The 18662-nt window shown below is 66.2% G+C and carries 17 protein-coding genes and 1 pseudogene; 11 read left to right on the top strand and 7 right to left on the bottom strand.

The window, feature by feature from the left end; all coding sequences use genetic code 11:
• Positions 1 to 49 precede the first annotated feature (49 nt).
• The 3 genes from MMSP_RS18395 to MMSP_RS18385 form a co-directional block, all read right to left on the bottom strand.
• Positions 50 to 1528: an NAD(P)/FAD-dependent oxidoreductase gene (locus MMSP_RS18395; RefSeq protein WP_085981920.1), complete on the bottom strand. Its 1479-nt coding sequence runs from the start codon at positions 1526 to 1528 to the stop codon at positions 50 to 52.
• A gap of 150 nt (positions 1529 to 1678) precedes the next feature.
• The gene (locus MMSP_RS18390; protein WP_012393972.1) at positions 1679 to 2650 is read right to left on the bottom strand and encodes an alpha/beta hydrolase; all 972 of its coding nucleotides are present in this window, start codon (positions 2648 to 2650) and stop codon (positions 1679 to 1681) included.
• Between the two features lie 27 nt (positions 2651 to 2677).
• Positions 2678 to 3652 carry an alpha/beta hydrolase gene (locus MMSP_RS18385; protein ID WP_012393973.1) on the bottom strand — a complete coding sequence of 325 codons (975 nt, stop codon included), beginning with the start codon at positions 3650 to 3652 and terminating at the stop codon, positions 2678 to 2680.
• Between MMSP_RS18385 and MMSP_RS18380 the strand changes: the two genes are divergently transcribed.
• Entirely contained in the window at positions 3651 to 4388 is a 738-nt protein-coding gene (locus MMSP_RS18380; protein WP_020724949.1) for a lysoplasmalogenase, read from the top strand. The two genes, MMSP_RS18385 and MMSP_RS18380, sit on opposite strands and share 2 nt — an antisense overlap.
• Positions 4389 to 4498: 110 nt before the next feature.
• Positions 4499 to 6445, top strand: a complete 1947-nt coding sequence (locus MMSP_RS18375) for a primosomal protein N' (protein WP_020787841.1) — start codon at positions 4499 to 4501, stop codon at positions 6443 to 6445.
• A 17-nt stretch (positions 6446 to 6462) separates the two neighbouring features.
• Here the strand turns inward: MMSP_RS18375 and MMSP_RS18370 are convergent, their stop codons facing one another.
• Complete coding sequence (locus MMSP_RS18370; protein ID WP_020787840.1) at positions 6463 to 7287, bottom strand: class I SAM-dependent methyltransferase; 825 nt, start codon at positions 7285 to 7287, stop codon at positions 6463 to 6465.
• Between the two features lie 223 nt (positions 7288 to 7510).
• Here MMSP_RS18370 and MMSP_RS18365 point away from each other — a divergent pair, with 223 nt between their 5' ends.
• On the top strand, positions 7511 to 7993 hold the full coding sequence (locus MMSP_RS18365) for a MarR family winged helix-turn-helix transcriptional regulator (RefSeq protein ID WP_020787839.1): 483 nt from the start codon (positions 7511 to 7513) through the stop codon (positions 7991 to 7993).
• A gap of 123 nt (positions 7994 to 8116) precedes the next feature.
• Here the strand turns inward: MMSP_RS18365 and MMSP_RS18360 are convergent, their stop codons facing one another.
• Positions 8117 to 8941 (bottom strand): class I SAM-dependent methyltransferase, encoded by an 825-nt coding sequence (locus MMSP_RS18360; protein WP_012393978.1) that lies wholly within the window; start codon positions 8939 to 8941, stop codon positions 8117 to 8119.
• Positions 8942 to 9142: 201 nt separating this feature from the next.
• On the opposite strand from MMSP_RS18360, the gene fmt reads away from it, so the two are divergent.
• The 4 genes and pseudogenes from fmt to ribD form a co-directional block, all read left to right on the top strand.
• The gene (gene fmt / locus MMSP_RS18355; protein ID WP_020787838.1) at positions 9143 to 10081 is read left to right on the top strand and encodes a methionyl-tRNA formyltransferase; all 939 of its coding nucleotides are present in this window, start codon (positions 9143 to 9145) and stop codon (positions 10079 to 10081) included.
• Entirely contained in the window at positions 10078 to 11523 is a 1446-nt protein-coding gene (locus MMSP_RS18350; protein WP_262491669.1) for an RsmB/NOP family class I SAM-dependent RNA methyltransferase, read from the top strand. The genes fmt and MMSP_RS18350 overlap by 4 nt, the downstream gene beginning before the upstream one ends.
• A 57-nt stretch (positions 11524 to 11580) precedes the next feature.
• Positions 11581 to 12279 (top strand): ribulose-phosphate 3-epimerase, encoded by a 699-nt coding sequence (gene rpe, locus MMSP_RS18345; protein ID WP_086084666.1) that lies wholly within the window; start codon positions 11581 to 11583, stop codon positions 12277 to 12279.
• A 7-nt stretch (positions 12280 to 12286) separates the two neighbouring features.
• A pseudogene (ribD, locus tag MMSP_RS18340) lies at positions 12287 to 13303 on the top strand (bifunctional diaminohydroxyphosphoribosylaminopyrimidine deaminase/5-amino-6-(5-phosphoribosylamino)uracil reductase RibD); the annotation flags it as partial.
• A gap of 7 nt (positions 13304 to 13310) precedes the next feature.
• Here ribD and MMSP_RS18335 read toward each other — a convergent pair.
• Both MMSP_RS18335 and MMSP_RS18330 read right to left on the bottom strand, forming a co-directional pair.
• The gene (locus MMSP_RS18335; protein WP_020787835.1) at positions 13311 to 14864 is read right to left on the bottom strand and encodes an MFS transporter; all 1554 of its coding nucleotides are present in this window, start codon (positions 14862 to 14864) and stop codon (positions 13311 to 13313) included.
• Positions 14864 to 15565: an LppX_LprAFG lipoprotein gene (locus MMSP_RS18330; RefSeq protein WP_036426705.1), complete on the bottom strand. Its 702-nt coding sequence runs from the start codon at positions 15563 to 15565 to the stop codon at positions 14864 to 14866. Before MMSP_RS18330 ends, MMSP_RS18335 begins: the two co-directional genes overlap by 1 nt.
• Before the next feature lie 108 nt (positions 15566 to 15673).
• Here MMSP_RS18330 and MMSP_RS18325 point away from each other — a divergent pair, with 108 nt between their 5' ends.
• The 4 genes from MMSP_RS18325 to MMSP_RS18310 all read left to right on the top strand — a co-directional run bounded on the left by MMSP_RS18325 (position 15674) and on the right by MMSP_RS18310 (position 18659).
• Positions 15674 to 16297 (top strand): riboflavin synthase, encoded by a 624-nt coding sequence (locus MMSP_RS18325; protein WP_011739904.1) that lies wholly within the window; start codon positions 15674 to 15676, stop codon positions 16295 to 16297.
• Between the two features lie 138 nt (positions 16298 to 16435).
• On the top strand, positions 16436 to 17713 hold the full coding sequence (locus MMSP_RS18320) for a bifunctional 3,4-dihydroxy-2-butanone-4-phosphate synthase/GTP cyclohydrolase II (RefSeq protein ID WP_020787834.1): 1278 nt from the start codon (positions 16436 to 16438) through the stop codon (positions 17711 to 17713).
• The gene (gene ribH, locus MMSP_RS18315; protein WP_020787833.1) at positions 17710 to 18192 is read left to right on the top strand and encodes a 6,7-dimethyl-8-ribityllumazine synthase; all 483 of its coding nucleotides are present in this window, start codon (positions 17710 to 17712) and stop codon (positions 18190 to 18192) included. The genes MMSP_RS18320 and ribH overlap by 4 nt, the downstream gene beginning before the upstream one ends.
• A complete protein-coding gene (locus MMSP_RS18310) occupies positions 18189 to 18659 on the top strand; it encodes a PH domain-containing protein (protein WP_020787832.1) in 471 nt (156 codons plus the stop codon). The genes ribH and MMSP_RS18310 overlap by 4 nt, the downstream gene beginning before the upstream one ends.
• The last annotated feature ends 3 nt before the right edge of the window (positions 18660 to 18662 follow it).

The following is an 18662-nucleotide window of genomic DNA, read 5'->3' as shown; positions in this document are numbered from 1 at the left end:
AACGCCGGCCAGCGAGGTCGGCGACGTGAGTTTTGTCTCGGGGGAGCTCTCAGCGTCCGAAGCGGTAGTCGTCGAGATCGAAATGCCTGCCACGCCAGTAGGCTTCCACGGTGGTGGTGGGACGCAGCGGCACGTCGCCGTTCTTGTCGAAGTAGTAGCTGTTGGCCCGGCGGCAACTGTCCTGCCAGAACACTTGGCGGTACCGGCGCCGCATCATCTCGGCGAAGTAGCGGGCGTTGGCTTCCTCGGTCACCTCGACCCGGGTCGCGCCGTCGCGTCGGGCCCGCTTCAGGCAGCGCAGGATGTGGTGGGTCTGGGTCTCGATGAGCGCGAAATACGACGAACCCACGTAGCCATACGGGCCGAACACGGCGAAGAAATTGGGGTATCCGGGAACGCTGACGCCTTGGTAGGCCTGCGCGCGATGCTCTTCCCAGAACTGGCTCAGTGATCGACCTGCGCGTCCGATGACCGGATAGGTCAGCACATCGTCGGTGTCGAGCACCTTGAAGCCGGTGGCCAGGATCAGCACGTCTATCTCGTGGTCGGTGCCGTCATCGGTGGCCACCGATGTCGGGGTGATCTTCTCGATCGGCTCGGTGACCAGCTGCACGTTGTCGCGGTTGAAGGTGGACAGGTAGCCGTTGTGGAATCCGGGTCGTTTGCAGCCGACCGCATAGCGTGGGGTGAGTTGGTCGCGCACCACCGGATCGTCGACCCGCTGTCGCAAATAGCGCCGTCCCAGCACCGCGCTCCAGCGCGCCAACGGAAACACCGTGAAGTAGTGCGCCGAGATTGGGAAGGTCGCCTCCACATAGGCCTGGCTGAGTAGCCGCTGCAGCGCTTTTCCGCCCGGGATGCGCATTGCCCAGCGCAGCGCTGCCGGCAACGGAAAGTCGAATTTCGGAAAACACCAGATCGGAGTTCGCTGAAACACCGTGAGGTGTTTCACGATTGGTGCGATTTCCGGGATGACCTGGACCGCCGACGCGCCGGTGCCGATGATCCCGACGCGTTTGCCGGTCAGCTCCTGGCTGTGATCCCAGCGCGCGGTGTGCATGGTGACGCCGGCGAAGGAGTCGACGCCGGCAATGTCAGGAAGCTTTGGCACGGTCAAAACGCCGCTGGCATTGATGATGAATCGGGTGGTCAGTTCGCCGCCGGGATCCGTCTGCAGACGCCACAGACTGCGCTCGTCATCGAACTCGGCACCAAGGACCTTGGTGTTGAACCTGATTCGGGGCCTGATGCCGTACTTGTCGGCGCAGTGCTCGGCGTAGGCCCTGAGCTCGCGGCCGGGTGCGTAGCTGCGCGACCAGTCCGGGCTCTGCTCGAACGAGAACTGGTAGGAGAACGACGGAATATCCACGGCTATGCCGGGATAGGTATTCCAGAACCAGGTTCCGCCGACGCCGTCGCCGGCTTCGATCACGAGGTAGTCGCCGAATCCCGCCTTGTCGAGGCTGATCGCGGCACCGATGCCGGAGAATCCGGCGCCGACGATCACGATCTGGTAGTCCGGTTCGATGCTCACTAGCGTTCCCCTCCGATGCCGAGAACTCCGTGCTCGGGCCGCAGGATCAGCGCCGCCTCGAGGGCCATGGCACCACTGTATGGCTGACGGCGGTGGCCGGTAAGGGCCGGACTCCCGGGTCTTTCGAGTCCCTGCTAGTTCTTGTTAGTAATGCAACACTTTGCGCAGTGCCGCCAAGCCGCGGCTGGTTGCTTCGGCGGCTGAGGGCACCACCACGGCGAAGCTGACGTAGCCATGCACCAGGTTGGGCTCGTTGCACCACTCGGCCGCTATCCCCGCGGCAGTGAGCAACTCGGCATAACGGGCCCCGTCGTCACGCAGCGGGTCGTGTTCGGCGGTGCCGATGAAGGCCGGAGGTAGCCCGGTCAGGTCGCCGTTGCCCGGCGCGAGCGTGGCAGGCAGCGCCGTGTGGTCGCTGACGTCAAGGTCGGGCACATACCACGACAGGAACGCGTCGATGACCTCGAGATCCAGGATGGGCGCTGTGGCGTTTTCGCTGAAGGACGGCAGGGCCAGGTCGCCGACGCACGACGGGTACCACAGCAACTGGAAGACCAGGTTCGGAGCGCCATTACCGGCATGGTCACGGGCCAGCTGCGCCATGATCGCCGAGATGTTGCCGCCAGCGGAGTCGCCGGCTACGGCGATCCGGTTCGGGTCCCCGCCCAACTCGTGAGCGTGCTCACCGACCCACCGCAACGCGGCCCAGCTGTCTTCGATCCCGGCCGGGTAGGGATGCTCCGGAGCGAGCCGGTAGTCGACGGAGACCACGATGGCCTCCGCGCCCACCGCATGCGCCCGCGCGACGTGGTCGTGGGTATCCAAGCTGCCCAGCGCCCAGCCGCCGCCGTGGTAGTACACGACGACCGGAAGGACCCGGTCGGGCTCCACGGTGGGCCAATAGATTCGGACGGGGATGTCGGTAAGCTCGCCATAGCCGATCTTGCGGTCCTCGGTCCGCAAATCGGGGAGCAGTTCCGGTGGTGCTTTGAGCGCGGCGAGCCGTTCGCGGGCCAATTCGACGCCGTCTGCGGCGCAAAAGGTCATCGGAACCGCGTCGAGCAGCATCTTCAGGATGGGATCGATGCCGGGGCGGGTGCTGATCTGCTCCGTCATGGGTCCTACACGGTACGCACTTGTGGCCTATCCGTGCAGCGCAACGCGCAATGCCGCCAGCCCGCGCTCCATGGCGGTGGTGGCCGCGGGCACCACGCCGGCATAGCCGATGTAGCCGTGTACCAGGGATCCGGCGTTGTGAACTTCAACCGAGACGCCGGCAGCGGCCAGCAATTCGCCGTACCGGATGCCGTCGTCACGTAGCGGGTCGTGGCCGGCCACCGCGATGTAGGCGGCCGGTAGATTCGCCAGGTTCTCGGCGCGGCCCGGAGCCATGCCCGCTGGTGGGTTAGACAGGTCGGTATCGCCTGCATACCAGCGGGAAAAGTCGGCGATGGCCTTGACGTCGAGAACCTCGCCGGTGGCGTTTTCGGTGAACGACGGCAATGTCTGATCCCACATCGTGGACGGATACCACAGCAGTTGAAAGGCGATCGGCGGTATGGGGCCATCGGCATTGTCCCGGGCCTGTTGTGCGATCACCGCAGCGATGGTTCCACCTGCTGAATCACCGGCCACGGCTACCCGGTTGAGGTCAGCGCCGATAGTGGATCCGTGGTCGGCGACCCATCGCGTTGCGGCCCAAGCATCTTGGATGGCCGCGGGGTAGGGGTGCTCTGGGGCCAAGCGGTAATCGACTGAAACGACCAGCGTGTCGGCCCCGACGGCATGCTGACGACAGGTTCCGTCGTGAGTGTCCAGGTCGCCCATGACAAAGCCGCCGCCGTGAAAGAACAGCACCACCGGTAGTGGATCGGTGGCATCGGGACTGATTGGTGGCCAATAGATCCGAATGGGGATGGATCCACCCGGTCCGTCGATGGCCCGGTCCTCGACGCGAAGCTCGGGGTGCACGGGCCGGCGTGGCAAGTCCCGCAGCCGCTGACGTACCGCATCGATTCCGTCCTCGGTGGATAGCCGAAACGGAACCGCATCCAGTACCTTCTGCATGATGGGGTCGATAGCGGGTTTCTCGTCTGCGGTTTTGTCCAAACTGGGCATGGACGTACCGTACGCACCTCGGTTGGTGACCGGCGGCTGGGTGCTCGCCGGATGGGCCGGCCTCGGCTACGGCGTGTACCTGACCATCATCGCGATGCGCCGCCCGCAGGGTATGGAACTGACCGGGCATTGGATCCTGCAGCCGCCGTTCAAGGCATCGATGGCGGTGCTGCTCGCGCTAGCGGCGGCCGCCCACCCGATCGCGCGCGAGCGACGGTGGCTGATAGCGGCGTTGCTGTTTTCCGCCGCCGGTGACTGGTTGTTGGCAATCCCGTGGTGGACCCAGTCATTTGTGCTGGGGCTTGGTTCGTTCTTGTTGGCCCACTTGTGCTTTCTCGGAGCCATGCTGCCGATGGCCTGGGGGGCGGTTCCATCGCGTCCACGGATCGCTGCGGCGGCGTTGATGTGCGTGGTCTCAGTGGGGCTGTTGATTTGGTTTTGGCCGCACCTCGGTCAGGAAAATCTGACGATTCCGGTGACGGTCTACATCCTGGTGCTGACCGCCATGGTGTGCACGGCTTTCGTCACCAGGCTTCCGACGATATGGACAGCGGTGGGGGCGTTGAGTTTCGCGGTATCGGACTCGATGATCGCGATCAGCCGGTTCATCCTCGGTAACGAGGCCCTGGCGGTGCCGATCTGGTGGGCATATGCCGCCGCGGAGATCTTGATTACCGCCGGGTTCTTCTTCGGCCGGGATATTTCGGATAACGGGCCGGCCGCTGTCGACGGCTGAGGCGCCGCGTCCGCTGTTGCGAAAAAGCAAGAAAAAGATTGTCTAGCAAATCATCTCGAGGCTGCGAGCGCGTACCGATCGAGGTAGAGCCGATCGCGAGGGTACTACCGATGCTTTCGGTGCCCCACCTCGATCGTGAATTCGACTACTTGGTGTCCGCCGAGCAGTCCGACGATGCCCAGCCCGGGGTGCGGGTCCGGGTGCGGTTCCACGGCCGATTGGTCGACGGGTTTGTGCTCGAGCGCCGCAACGACACCGACCACCAGGGCAAGCTGGGCTGGCTGGATCGGGTGGTATCGGCCGAACAGGTGCTCACGCCGGAGATCCGCCGATTGGTCGACGCCGTGGCCGCTCGCTATGCAGGCACCCGGCCGGACGTCTTGCGGCTGGCGGTGCCGGCCCGGCATGCGCGGGTGGAGCGCGAAGTCGCAACGCGGCCGGACCTGCCGGAGGTGGCTCCGGTCGATGGGGCCGGCTGGGCGGGGTACGGCAGGGGCGGCCAATTCTTGGACGCCCTCGGCGAGGCGCGGGCGGCGCGTGCCGTCTGGCAGGCGCTACCCGGCGAGCCGTGGGCCGATCGATTCGCCGAGGCCGCCGCGCAGACGGTGCGCACCGGCCGGGCGGTGCTGGCGATCGTTCCCGACCAGCGGGACCTCGACGAGCTGTGGCGAGCGGCGACAACCCGCATCGATGAGCGCAGCGTGGCGGCATTGTCGGCCGGATTGGGTCCGGCCGCCCGCTACCGACGCTGGTTGGCCGCGCTGCGGGGTGGTGCACGACTGGTGATCGGTACCCGCAGCGCCGTGTTCGCGCCGCTGAGCGACCTGGGGTTGGTCATGGTCTGGGCGGACGGCGACGACACCCTGGCCGAGCCGCGGGCGCCCTACCCGCACGCCCGGGAGGTGGCGATGCTGCGGGCACATCAAGCCCGGTGCGCGGCGTTGATCGGCGGCTACGCCCGAACCGCCGAGGCCTACGCCCTGGTGCGAAGCGGGTGGGCGCATGACATCGTCGCGGCCCGGCAGGTGGTTCGGGCGCGCACCCCGCGCGTCATTGCCCTCGATGACAGCGGCTACGCCGACGAACGCGACCCGGCCGCACGGACCGCGCGTCTGCCATCGATCGCCCTGCACGCCGCCCGCTCGTCGTTGCAGGCGGGGGTGCCCGTACTGGTCCAGGTGCCACGGCGCGGGTACGTGCCCTCCCTGGCTTGTGGGCGCTGCCGGGCAATCGCGCGGTGCCGACATTGCACGGGGCCGCTGTCCCTGCCGGAACGCGGCGCGCCCGGCGCGGTCTGTCGATGGTGCGGGCATGGGGAACCGCTGCTGCGCTGCACGCGCTGTGGGTCGGACACCGTGCGGGCCGTCGTCGTTGGAGCCCGGCGCACCGCCGAAGAGCTGGGACGCGCCTTCCCCGGTACGTCGGTGATCACCTCGGCGGGCGATGCGATCGTGCCCGACGTCGATGCTCGCCCGGCGCTGGTCGTGGCCACCCCGGGCGCTGAGCCCCGGGCAGCCGGGGGATACGGGGCCGCCCTGTTGCTGGATACCTGGGCGTTGTTGGGCCGTCAAGATCTGCGCGCGGCCGAGGAAGCGCTCTGCCGTTGGATGGCTGCAGCGGCCCTGGTGCGCTCGCGTGCCGACGGAGGCGTGGTGGCGGTGGTCGCCGAATCGTCTATCCCGACGGTGCAATCGCTGATCCGCTGGGACCCGGTGGGGCACGCCGAAGCCGAGCTGGAGGCCCGTAGCGAAGTCGGGCTGCCGCCGAGCGTGCACATCGCCGCCATCGATGGCACCGCGGAGGCGGTCCTGGCCTTGCTGGATCAGGCCCGGTTGCCCGAAGACGCAGACATGCTCGGCCCGGTCGACCTGCCGCCGGGGGTACGCCGCCCGGCAGGCACCCCCGACGGCGTGCCCGTGACCAGGATGCTGGTGCGGGTACGCCGGGAACAGGGTCTGGAACTAGCCGGGTGTCTGCGCCGCGGAGTCGGTGTGCTCAGCGCACGCCAGACTCATGAACCGGTCCGGGTACAGATCGACCCGCTGCACATCGGCTAACCTGCATTGATCCATCGTCAGCGCTTGCGCGCGGTGAAAATCAGGTACTCCCACTCCATCACGCCGTCGGTGAGGTATTCGCGGCTGAGTTCGATGAGTTCGGCGTCGAGCTGGGCAACTCGTTGGGGGTCGTCGCTGATATTGCGGTAGGCGTTGATCGTCGGTCCGTAGTAATCCTTGAAGTAATCGACGCATTCTTCGGGTTGCCCGAACCGCTTTACCCGCAACGAGCCCCGCTGTGTCCGGACATCGCACACGTGGTCGCTGAACAGGTCGCCGATGTACTCTTCGCGCCCCCACCACACCTCATGCGGGGCGCCCATCGGCAGCGTCGGCCGGTACGGCCGGAGGGTGGAGAGCAACTGGCCGTAGAACCCCTCCGGCGTCCAACTCAGCACACTGATCTTGCCGCCCCTGCGACATACCCGGGCCAGCTCGTCGGCCGTGCGCTGATGACGCGGAGCGAACATCGCCCCGATCGTCGAAAGCACCGCGTCGAACTCGTTGAACCCGAAGGGCAGGGTCTCGGCATTGGCTTCCCGCCAGCTGAGGTGTACTCCCGCTGCCGCGGCGCGTCGCTGAGCGCTGCGCAGCAGTTCCGGCGTGAGGTCACAGGCGACGACATGAGCACCCGCAACCGCCGCGGCGATCGACGCATTCCCCGAACCCGCGGCAACGTCGAGGACGCGACCTCCGGGGCGAATGCCGCTGGTGGAGAACAGGATTGGCCCCAGCGGGGCCAGTACTTCATCGGCCAGTACCGCATAGTCGCCCAACGCCCACATGGCCCGATGCGTGGTTGCCGGGGCCCGCCGATCGCTGATTGGTGTGTCAAGAGCCATTGCCCCTCCTGACCGAATTCGGGAAATTTGCTGCGACACCATCGTCGGCGCAAGGCAGGCGCAGGGAAACCACTTCCGATCGTTGCCCGGCGGCAATTGTATACGTGATCAATAATCGCTGTCTACGAATGTAGGGCGCTGCTAGATTCTTCCCTTGCTGCAGCCTGTTTTGTGCGACAACGAACTTGAAAAGCCCAGCGAAATCCGGGGAAGGGGGCCATTAATGTCCACCGAGAACGCGACGGCAGCTGAAGAGTCACTGGACATGATTACCGATGCGCTGCTAACGGCGTCTCGGCTGTTGGTAGGCATCTCGGCGCATTCGATCGCGCAGGTCGATGAGAACATCACCATCCCGCAATTTAGGACCCTGGTCATTCTGTCCAATCGGGGACCGGTCAATCTGGCCACGCTGGCGAACCTGCTTGGGGTGCAGCTGTCGGCGACCGGCCGGATGGTCGACCGTCTCGTCAGCGCCGGGATGATCGACCGACAGCCGCACCCGACCTCGCGTCGTGAACTACTCGCGGTGTTGACCAAGCGTGGTCGTGATCTCGTCCGCCGGGTCACCGCGCACCGGCGCGACGAAATCGCTCGTATCGTCGAGCAGATGCCGCCGGCCGAACGGCAGGGGTTGGTTCGCGCGCTGACCGCGTTCACCGCGGCCGGCGGTGAGCCGGACGCAAATGTCGAGATGGATCTATAGGCTCAGCCTTTTGGTGCCCATTTGGGCTTTGGGTCTTTGGGGTCCTCTCGAAGACGTCGGGATTCAGCCGTTCCAGGCCGCCCGCCGAATTGGCGGGCGGCCCCGGCCCGGTTGCGGAGCGGCTTACTTCTTGGTGCCGGTCAGAACCAGGTACTCCCATTCCATGACGCCGTCGGTCAGGTATTGGTCGGCGAGTTCAACCAGCTGGGCGTCGAGTTCGGCCGCCAGCACCGCGTTGTCGCCGATGTTCGCGTAGGCCTCGATCGTCGGGCCGTAGTGATTCTTGAAGTAGTCGTGCACGGCCTGCGCCGTTTGGAAGCGTGTGACCTCCAACTGTCCGCGCTGCGTTTGGATGTCGGAGACGTGGTTCCCAAACAGGCCGCGGGCGTAGGCTTCCCGTCCCCATAGCGCAGACGGGGGCAGGGCCGCCGACAGGCTCGGGCGGTAGGGCCGGATGGTGGCCAGCATGCGGCCGAAGAAACCTTCTGGCGTCCAGCTGATCACGCCGATGGTTCCGCCGGTCTTGCAGACGCGGGCCAGTTCGTTGGCTGAGCACTGGTGATCCGGGGCGAACATCACGCCGATCGCCGAGATCACGGTGTCGAACTCGCTGTCGCCGAACGGCAGTGCCTGTGCGTTGGCCTCCTGGTAGTCAAGGGTCAATCCCTGGGCTGCGGCGCGCGCCTTGGACCGTTGCAGCAGTTCGGGTGTCAGGTCCGTCGATACCACCGTGGCGCCCGACTTGGCCGCCGGAAGCGAGATGTTGCCGGAGCCGGCCGCAACGTCGAGCACGCGCACGCCGGGCCCAATGCCGGCGGCAGCGACCAGGATCGGGCCGAGCGGAGCCATCACCTCTTCGGCCATCAATGCGTAGTCGCCCAGTGCCCACATCGCCCGGTGTGTAGCCGCGAGCGATACGTCCTCGCGGATGGGTGTGTCGATAGTCATTCAGAGCTCCTCAAAAGGAAAGGGAAAGGGCTGCGTTACTTCGACATCGTCGTCGCAGGCGCGGCGGGAAAACTCGACTGCTTGCTCGCAGAACGTTTCCGCAGGACATAGTATGCAATAGCAAGTTTATAAACGGCTGAGAATCTGGCCATTGAAGATTGTGGTCCACGCCACTTTACAGGCACTTCCTAGACTGTCCCGGTGCGTCTCGTTTTTGCCGGTACCCCCGAAACTGCGCTGCCAGCGCTCCATCAGCTCATCGATTCGCCGCGACACGAGGTGATCGCGGTGTTGACCAGGCCCGATGCCGCTTCGGGTCGGCGCGGTAAGCCAGAACCGTCGCCCGTGGCGCGTGCGGCGCTGGAACGGGGCATCCCGGTGCTGCGGCCGTCACGGCCGAACTCGGCGGAGTTTGTCGCTGAACTATCCGAATTGGCGCCACAGTGCTGTGCGGTGGTCGCCTACGGCGCGCTCCTGGGTGACGCGCTGCTCGGGGTGCCGCCACAGGGCTGGGTCAACCTGCATTTTTCGCTGCTGCCGGCATGGCGTGGTGCGGCGCCGGTGCAAGCCGCCATTGCCGCGGGTGACGCGGTCACTGGGGCCACGACCTTCCAGATCGAGCCCAGTCTGGATTCCGGACCGGTGTACGGGGTGGTCACCGAGACCATCCGGCCCACCGATACCGCTGGCGATCTGCTTGGGCGACTTGCGGTTTCGGGTGCCGAGCTGCTCTCGGCCACCCTGGACGGGATCGCCGAGGGGGCTTTGACAGCGCGCCCGCAACCTGCGGACGGAGTCACGCTGGCGCCGAAAATCTCCGTCGAGCAGGCCAGGGTGCGGTGGGAGTTGCCGGTGCCCATCATCGAGCGTCGGATCCGGGCCGTTACTCCCAATCCGGGCGCCTGGACGCTCATCGGTGACCTGCGGGTCAAGTTGGGGCCGGTGTATCTCGATGCCGCGGTCGAACCTCCCGGCCCCTTGCCCCCAGGTGCGATTCAGGTGGATCGCAAGCACGTGTGGGTCGGCACTGGCTCGGAACCTTTGCGATTGGGCCAGGTCCAGCCGCCGGGCAAGAAGCTGATGAACGCCGCCGACTGGGCACGCGGTGCCCGCCTGGACCCCAGCGTGCGTGCATCATGAGCCCCGGCCAGGACAAACGACAGCGAAATCGGCCGGACCGAAAGCCGCGACGCTCCGAGGGCACGGGCGTGCCGAACCAGCGCAGGGGCCCGCGCCGGCGGCCGCTGGACCCGGCGCGCGGCGCCGCGTTCAACGCCTTGCGGGCGGTGAGTGAGCGCAACGCCTACGCCAACCTGGTGCTACCCGCGCTGCTGAGGGAGCGCGGCATCACCGGCCGCGACGCCGCCTTCGCCACCGAGTTGACCTATGGCGCCTGCCGGGCCAGGGGACTGCTCGACGCCATCATCGGAGCGGCGGCCGGACGTTCGCCCGAGGCGATCGACCCCTTCCTGCTGGACTTGTTGCGGCTAGGTGCCTATCAGCTGTTGCGCACCCGGGTGGACGCCCACGCCGCGGTGTCCACCACGGTCGAACAAGCCGGCATCGAATTCGATTCGGCGCGGGCGGGTTTTGTCAACGCAGTGCTGCGCACGATCGCTGATCGCGATGAGCAATCGTGGGTCCAGGAGCTGGCGCCAGACCCGCGCCGCGACCCCGTCGGGCACGCGGCCTTCGTCCATGCTCACCCACGCTGGATCGCGCAGGCCTTCGCTGACGCGCTGGGCCCGTCGGCGGCGGAACTCGATGCGGTGCTGGCCAGCGATGACGAGCGTCCACAAGTGCACCTGGCGGCTCGTCCGGGGGTGCTGACGGCCGCCGCATTGGCCGATGAGGTGCGCGGCACCGTGGGCAGGTATTCGCCGTACGCCGTGTACCTGCTCGGTGGTGACCCGGGGCTGCTGGCGCCCGTGCGCGACGGTCAGGCGCTGGTGCAGGACGAGGGCAGTCAATTGGTGGCGCGGGCGTTGACGCTGGCCCCGGTCGAGGGCGACTCGGGCCGGTGGCTGGACCTGTGCGCGGGGCCGGGCGGCAAGACGGCGCTGCTGGCCGCGCTGGGCGTGGCAACGGGGGCCCGGGTGACCGCCGTGGAGCCGTCGTCGCATCGCGCCGACCTGGTGGCGGACAACACCGGCGGGCTGCCGGTGGATCTCGTCCGTGGTGACGGGCGCTACACCGACCTGGAACCGGTTTTCGACCGGGTGCTCGTCGATGCGCCCTGCACCGGCCTGGGCGCCTTGCGCCGGCGGCCGGAAGCCCGCTGGCGCCGGCAACCGTCGGACGTGCCCACCCTGGTCAAGCTGCAGCGTGAGCTGCTGGCCGCGGCGATCAACCTGACTCGTCCGGGCGGGGTGGTGCTCTATGCCACCTGTTCGCCGCACCTGGCCGAAACCGTCGGGGTCGTCGCCGACGCGCTACGCCGGCACCCGGTGGATGCGCTGGATACCCGAGCACTCTTCGAGCCCATCACCGAGGGCCTGGGGGAGGGGCCGTACGTGCAGCTGTGGCCGCACCGGCACGGCACCGACGCCATGTTCGCCGCGGCGCTGCGCAGGCGGGCATGAGGCAGCGGGAGCGAATCGCCGACGTGCGTCGCGCGTCGCGCCGCGCGGCTCAGTAGTGTGTCGCTCATGCCTAACAGCATCGGGGGTCCCATGATCGCGTCGTCGATCCTGTCAGCTGACTTTGCCCGGCTAGCCGACGAAGCCGCTGCGGTGCGCGGTGCCGATTGGTTGCACGTCGACGTGATGGATGGTCACTTCGTGCCCAATCTGACGCTCGGGCTTCCCGTGGTGGAGAGTCTGCTGGCGGCCAGCGACATTCCAATGGATTGCCATCTCATGATCGACAACCCGGATCGGTGGGCTCCGCCCTACGCCGAGGCCGGGGCTTACAACGTCACGTTTCACGCCGAGGCCACCGACAACCCGATCGCGGTGGCCCGCGACATTCGCGCGGCCGGTGCGAAAGCCGGGTTCAGTGTGAAACCGGGAACCCCGCTGGATCCCTACCTCGAGATCCTGCCGCACTTCGACACCCTGCTGGTGATGTCGGTGGAGCCCGGCTTCGGCGGACAGAGTTTCATTCCCGAGGTGCTCAGCAAGGTGCGGACGGTACGCAAGCTGGTCGATTCGGGTGAGTTGACGATCCTGATCGAGATCGACGGCGGCATCAACGCAGACACCATCGAGCAAGCGGCGGAGGCCGGCGTGGACTGCTTCGTCGCCGGGTCGGCGGTGTATGGAGCCCAGGATCCCGCTGCCGCGGTGGAGGCACTTCGGCGACAGGCCGGGGCCGTTTCCAGCCATCACGGCCGGTGAGCGCCAGATGACAGTCGAACAGGTCAAGAGCCTCGAAGAGGCGATGCGTCTGGCGATCGAGCAGTCGATGCTGGTCAAAGGCGCGACGTACCCGAACCCGCCGGTCGGCGCTGTCATTGTCGACCAGGAAGGCCGGGTCGTCGGCATCGGCGGCACCCAGCCCTCCGGTGGTGATCATGCCGAGGTGGTGGCGCTGCGCAAGGCGGGTGGTTTGGCGGCCGGCGCCATAGCGGTGGTCACCATGGAGCCCTGTAACCACTTCGGCAAGACTCCGCCATGTGTGAACGCGTTGATCGAAGCCAGGGTCGGAACGGTGATATACGGCGTCGCCGACCCCAATGGGATCGCAGGTGGGGGCGCGGGGCGGCTGTCGGCCGCCGGCCTGAAGGTGCGATCCGGCGTGCTGGCCGATCATGTGGCGGCCGGACCGTTGCGGGAGTGGTTGCACAAGCAGCGCACCGGGTTGCCGCATGTGACCTGGAAGTACGCCACGAGTATCGATGGCCGTAGCGCTGCCGCCGACGGTTCCAGCCAGTGGATTTCCAGCGAGGCGGCCCGTGCGGATCTGCATCGGCGCCGCGCCATTTCCGATGCGATCGTGGTCGGTACCGGCACCGTGCTGGTTGACGATCCAACCCTGACCGCCCGGCTGTCGGATGGTTCCTTGGCGGCCGAGCAGCCGCTGCGCGTGGTGGTGGGCAAGCGTGACATTCCGCCCGAAGCCAAGGTGCTCAACGACGATGCGCGAACGATGATGATCAAGACCCACGAGCCGGTGGAGGTCCTGCGAGCCCTCTCCGACCGCACCGACGTGTTGCTAGAAGGGGGTCCGACCCTGGCCGGGGCCTTCTTACGGGCCGGAGCCATCAACCGCATCCTGGCCTACGTGGCGCCGATCCTGCTCGGCGGCCCGGTCACCGCCGTTGACGACGTGGGCGTGTCCAGCATCGCGCACGCATTGCGCTGGCAGTTCGACGGCGTCGAGCGGTGCGGCCCCGACCTGTTGCTCAGCCTGGTGTCGCGCGAGCGACTCACGGCCGGGGCGCTACGGCCGGTTCCTCCGAGATCTCCGGTTCTTCCGCGTGCTCCTTGCGTTCGCTGACCAGCAGACCCAGCACCGCACCAAAGACGCACACAAACGCGGTGATCGTGAAGATTTCGCCGTACATCAAGGCGAATGCCTGTTGGTATTGGGCTCCGATCGCGGCCGCGCGCTCGAGCAAGGTCGCGTCGGGCGGTACGGCCGCCGACAATCCCGCCAGGATCTGGTTGAACCGGTACAGACCCCAGGCGCTCAGCGCGGCCACACCGATCAACATGCCGGTCATCCGCGCGACCACCACCGCCGCCGAGGCGATGCCATGTTGGGCGGCCGGTACAACTCGCAGCGTGGCCGACGACAGCGGCCCAATCACCAGGCCAAGCCCTAGGCCGGCCACCAGCAGGTCGGCGTGCATGGCGGGCACGGTGAACAAGCCGAAGATGATGTGCCGATAATCCGGCAGATCGACGGGCCAATGCGAAATCAGCAAATAGCCGCCGGCGGCGATCAGTAGCCCGACAAACGTCACCGCCCGGTCGCCGACTCTGGTGGCAATCCACCCGCCGGTCACCGCGCCGATCGGAAGGGCGATCAGGAACCACAGCAGCATCCCCGCCGCCTGGGTCTGGTCCATGCTCAGCACGCCCTGGCCGAACAACTCCACGTTCACCAGAGTCACCATCAGCGCGGCACCCGCGGCCACCGATGAACCCAGGGCGGCCAAGAACGGCCGGAAGTGCACCCCATTCGGGTCGATCAGCCGGGTTCGAGCGAACCGCTCCCAGGCGAAGAACGCCACCGCGGCCACGATCGCGCCGGTCAGCACCGGTAGTCCGTAGCTCGGCAACACCTCTTTGCCGTCCGGGTTGGGGTTGTACAGCCCGATGACGGCGAGCCCCAACGCGATTGCCAGCAGCGCACCGCCAACCAGGTCGATCTTCTCCGGCTCTGCGTTCTTGTCGTGCGCCGGCAGGCTGAATTGGATCATCAGCATGGCGATCGCGGTCAGGGGGACGTTGATCCAGAAGACGTCTCGCCAGTCATGGAACAACCAGACGATGAAAATCCCGTAGAGCGGCCCCAGCACGCTGCCGAGTTCCTGGGCGGCTCCGATACCGCCGAGGACGCCGGCGCGGTTTCGTTGTGCCCACAGATCCGCACCCAGCGCCAAGGTGATCGGCAGCAGCGCACCGCTGGCCACACCTTGAAGTGCCCGGCCGGCGAGCAGCATATGGAAATCGCCGAAATGCCCCGCCAGCGCGGTGACCACCGAGCCGGCGGCGAAGCCGAGCAAGCTGACCTGCAGCATCAGCTTGCGGCCGAACCGGTCGGAAGCCCGTCCCAGCAGCGGCATCGCGGCGATGTAGCCGAGCAGATACCAGGTGACGATCCAGGTGATCCGCTGCAATTGGTTAACCGGGATGCCGACGCTGCCCATGATGTCGCGCATGATGGTGACCACGACGTAGGTGTCGAGGGCGCCCAACAATACCGCCAGGCTGCCGGCGCTGATGGCGACGCGGCGCCCTGTCTGCGTGCTCATCAGCTCACCGGGGGCTTGCTGACGCTGACCTGCTCGCCCCACTTGGACAAGGTCATCTCGACGGAATTGCCCGACCCGCGATCCAGTTTGGCTTGCACCAGCTGATGGTCACCGTTCTCCTGAATCCACACGGTGCCCGGCACGGGTTCTGTTGCATTGAACGGGGGCGCGATCTGGTTCACCGCCTCGGCAGTGACCTTTCCGGTGATCCGGATCGTGGTCTGTCCGTCGATGGTGTCGCGACCGTCGGCCTTGGCGTCCTGGAGATTGGCCAGCACATTGGCCAGGCCAACTTGCGGGTTCAGGATCTGCGACGGGTCGTAGATGTCGGCAGCCGGGCCGAAATCACTCCACTTGTTCGGGGTGAGGGTGGCATACAGGGTTCCGTCCACCACCACGAAATCGGCGTCGATCGCAGATCCGCCGAGCGTGAGCTCGACGTTTCCCTTCGCGGCGGTCGGGTTGGTGGTCAGATCGCCGGAGAGCGTCTTCATCGACAGGCCGGGGATCTTGCCGTTCACGGTGAGGACCAGGTGCGCGCTCTTGAGGTTCCTGGTGAGCTCGGTTGCTTGCTTCACCAACGGTGTCGCATCGGGTAGTGGTCCGCCGCTGTCCTTCGTGCCCGACGAGCAGCCGGCAACCAGGGCGGTGGCGGTGCCGAGGGCGGCGAGGACAGCGAATAGACGGCGGCGGGTCTGCATACCCTGCATCGTAGAGGGGGCCGCCGACCGGGTCGGGCAACGCGGGGTGTGCAGCGCGCTACACAACGGCGTTTGTCGCGGCCCGCGAGGGCCAATTAGCCTGGTGCAATGTTCACCGGAATAGTCGAGGAACTCGGCGAAATCACCGACCGGAGCACCCTCACCGATGCGGCACGCTTGACCATTCGTGGCCCGATCGTTACCGCCGACGCCGGTCATGGTGATTCGATCGCAGTCAACGGTGTCTGCCTGACGGTGGTGGAGGTGCTCGCCGACGGCCAGTTCACCGCCGATGTGATGGCCGAGACGCTGAACCGGTCCAACCTGGGGGAACTACAGGTCGGTAGCCAGGTCAATTTGGAGCGTGCCGCGGCCGTCAACAGCCGCCTCGGTGGGCACATCGTCCAGGGCCATGTCGACGGGACCGGCGAGATCATCGCCCGGAGCCCGTCGGAGCACTGGGAAGTGGTGCGCATTCAGGTCCCAGCGACGGTGGCCCGCTATGTCGTGGAGAAGGGATCGATCACCGTCGACGGCATTTCCCTGACCGTCTCCGATCTAGGTGCGCAGCCTCGGGACTGGTTCGAGGTTTCGCTGATTCCGACCACCCGAGAGCTCACCACGCTGGGACAAGCGCCGGTGGGTACGCAGGTAAACCTGGAGGTGGACGTGATCGCCAAATATGTCGAACGACTGATGCAATCCGGACCGACAGCCGACCCGGCGCACTAGCGCGGTAGGAAACCGGTCAGAATCAGCGGGCAGGGACCTCAAAGCCGCAAGACAGTAACTGTGGCGGTGCGGTAGTCCATACTGATTGCAGCACGTGAAACATCTCGTGTGAGTAGGTCTGACAGCAAGGTAGCAAAGATGACGAGGTTGGACTCCGTCGAGCGAGCGGTTGCCGACATTGGTGCGGGCAAGGCTGTCATCGTCATCGATGACGAGGACCGCGAGAACGAGGGCGACCTGATCTTCGCCGCTGAGAAGGCAACACCGGAGCTGGTGGCGTTCATGGTGCGCTACACCTCTGGGTACCTGTGCGTCCCGCTGGATGGAGCGGTGTGTGACCGGCTGGGACTGCTGCCAATGTACGCGGTCAACCAGGACAAGCACGGTACCGCCTACACCGTTACGGTGGATGCGAAAAATGGCGTGGGAACTGGTATTTCAGCTTCCGACCGAGCGACCACGATGCGGCTGCTTGCGGATCCGGCGAGTGTGGCCGAAGACTTCACCCGTCCCGGTCACGTCGTTCCGTTGCGCGCCAAGGACGGCGGGGTGTTACGCCGCCCGGGCCATACCGAGGCCGCGGTGGACCTGGCCAGGATGGCTGGCCTGCAGCCCGCGGGCGCGATCTGTGAGATCGTCAGCCAAAAAGATGAAGGGTCGATGGCCCAGACCGACGAGCTGCGGGTCTTCGCCGACGAACACGGGCTGGCACTGATTACCATCGCCGACCTGATCGAATGGCGGCGTAAGCACGAGAAACACATCGAGCGCGTTGCCGAGGCCCGGATTCCGACCCGGCACGGGGAGTTTCGCGCCATCGGATACACCAGCATCTATGAAGACGTCGAGCACGTTGCACTGGTGCGCGGCGAGATCGCCGGGCCGAGCAGCGACGGCGACGACGTATTGGTGCGGGTGCACTCGGAGTGTCTGACCGGCGACGTTTTCGGGTCACGTCGTTGTGACTGCGGGTCCCAGCTCGACGCGGCCATGGCCATGGTCGCCAGGGAGGGGCGTGGGGTGGTGCTGTACATGCGCGGACACGAGGGCCGCGGCATCGGGTTGTTGCACAAGCTGCAGGCCTATCAACTCCAGGACGCCGGGGATGACACCGTCGACGCCAACCTCAAGCTCGGTCTGCCCGCTGATGCACGCGACTATGGGATCGGGGCCCAGATTCTGGTTGATCTGGGGGTCCGTTCGATGCGGCTGCTGACCAACAACCCGGCAAAGCGGGTAGGGCTGGACGGTTACGGTTTGCACATCATCGAGCGGGTCCCGTTGCCGGTGCGGGCCAATGCGGAGAACATTCGCTATCTGATGACCAAGCGCGACCGGATGGGACATGACTTGACCGGATTAGACGACTTTCACGAATCGGTGCACCTGCCAGGGGAATTCGGTGGTGCTTTGTGAGCGGTGGCGCCGGCATTCCGGACGTGCCGGCGTTCGACGCTTCCGGCGTTCGGCTGGCTATCGTCGCCAGCACCTGGCACACCAAGATTTGTGATGCCCTGCTCGCCGGTGCGCGCAACACGGCTGCCGATTCCGGAATCGACAACCCGACGGTGGTGCGCGTCCTGGGGGCGATGGAAATTCCGGTGGTGGCACAGGAACTGACTCGAAATCACGACGCTGTGGTCGCGTTGGGTGTGGTAATACGTGGTGAGACACCGCATTTCGACTACGTTTGTGATGCGGTGACCCAGGGTCTGACCCGGGTCTCGCTGGACTCCTCCACGCCGGTGGCCAATGGGGTTTTGACCACCAACTCCGAGGAACAGGCGCTCAACCGGGCTGGCCTGCCAACCTCAGATGAGGACAAGGGCGCGCAGGCGACCGCGGCGGCGTTGACCACCGCGTTGACCCTGCGCGAGCTGCGTGCTGAGTCATGACCGACGAAGCACAACGCGCCGAGTGGGACGTCGTCTTGCGTCCCTACTGGACACCGGTTGTCGCGTACACCGCGGCGATCCTGATCGTGGCGGCGCATGTAGCCGGTGGATTGTTCCTCAAGGTGGGCTCGAGCGGGATGATATTTCAGACCGGTGATCAAGTGGCGATGGGCGCCCTCGGGCTCATTCTCGCCGGTGCTGTGCTGCTGTTCACCCGACCGCTGCTAAGGATCGGTGCTGCGGGCATCTCGGTGCGTAATCTGTTGGGCTATAAGCTGATTCCTTGGAAAGACGTGGTCGGTGTGTCGTTTCCTGGGGGGAGTCGCTGGGCGCGAATCGACTTGCCCGATGACGAGTACATCCCGGTGATGGCGATTCAGGCCGTGGACAAGGAGCGTGCGGTGGCGTCAATGGACGCGGTGCGCTCCCTGCTGACCCAATATCGCCCGGACCTGCCCACCCGCTGAGCC

This window comes from Mycobacterium sp. 012931 (genome assembly GCF_000419295.1).
Lineage (GTDB): Bacteria > Actinomycetota > Actinomycetes > Mycobacteriales > Mycobacteriaceae > Mycobacterium > Mycobacterium marinum.
Note: the sequence above shows the minus strand (reverse complement) of the source record. Positions and strands in the feature narration are given on the sequence as shown.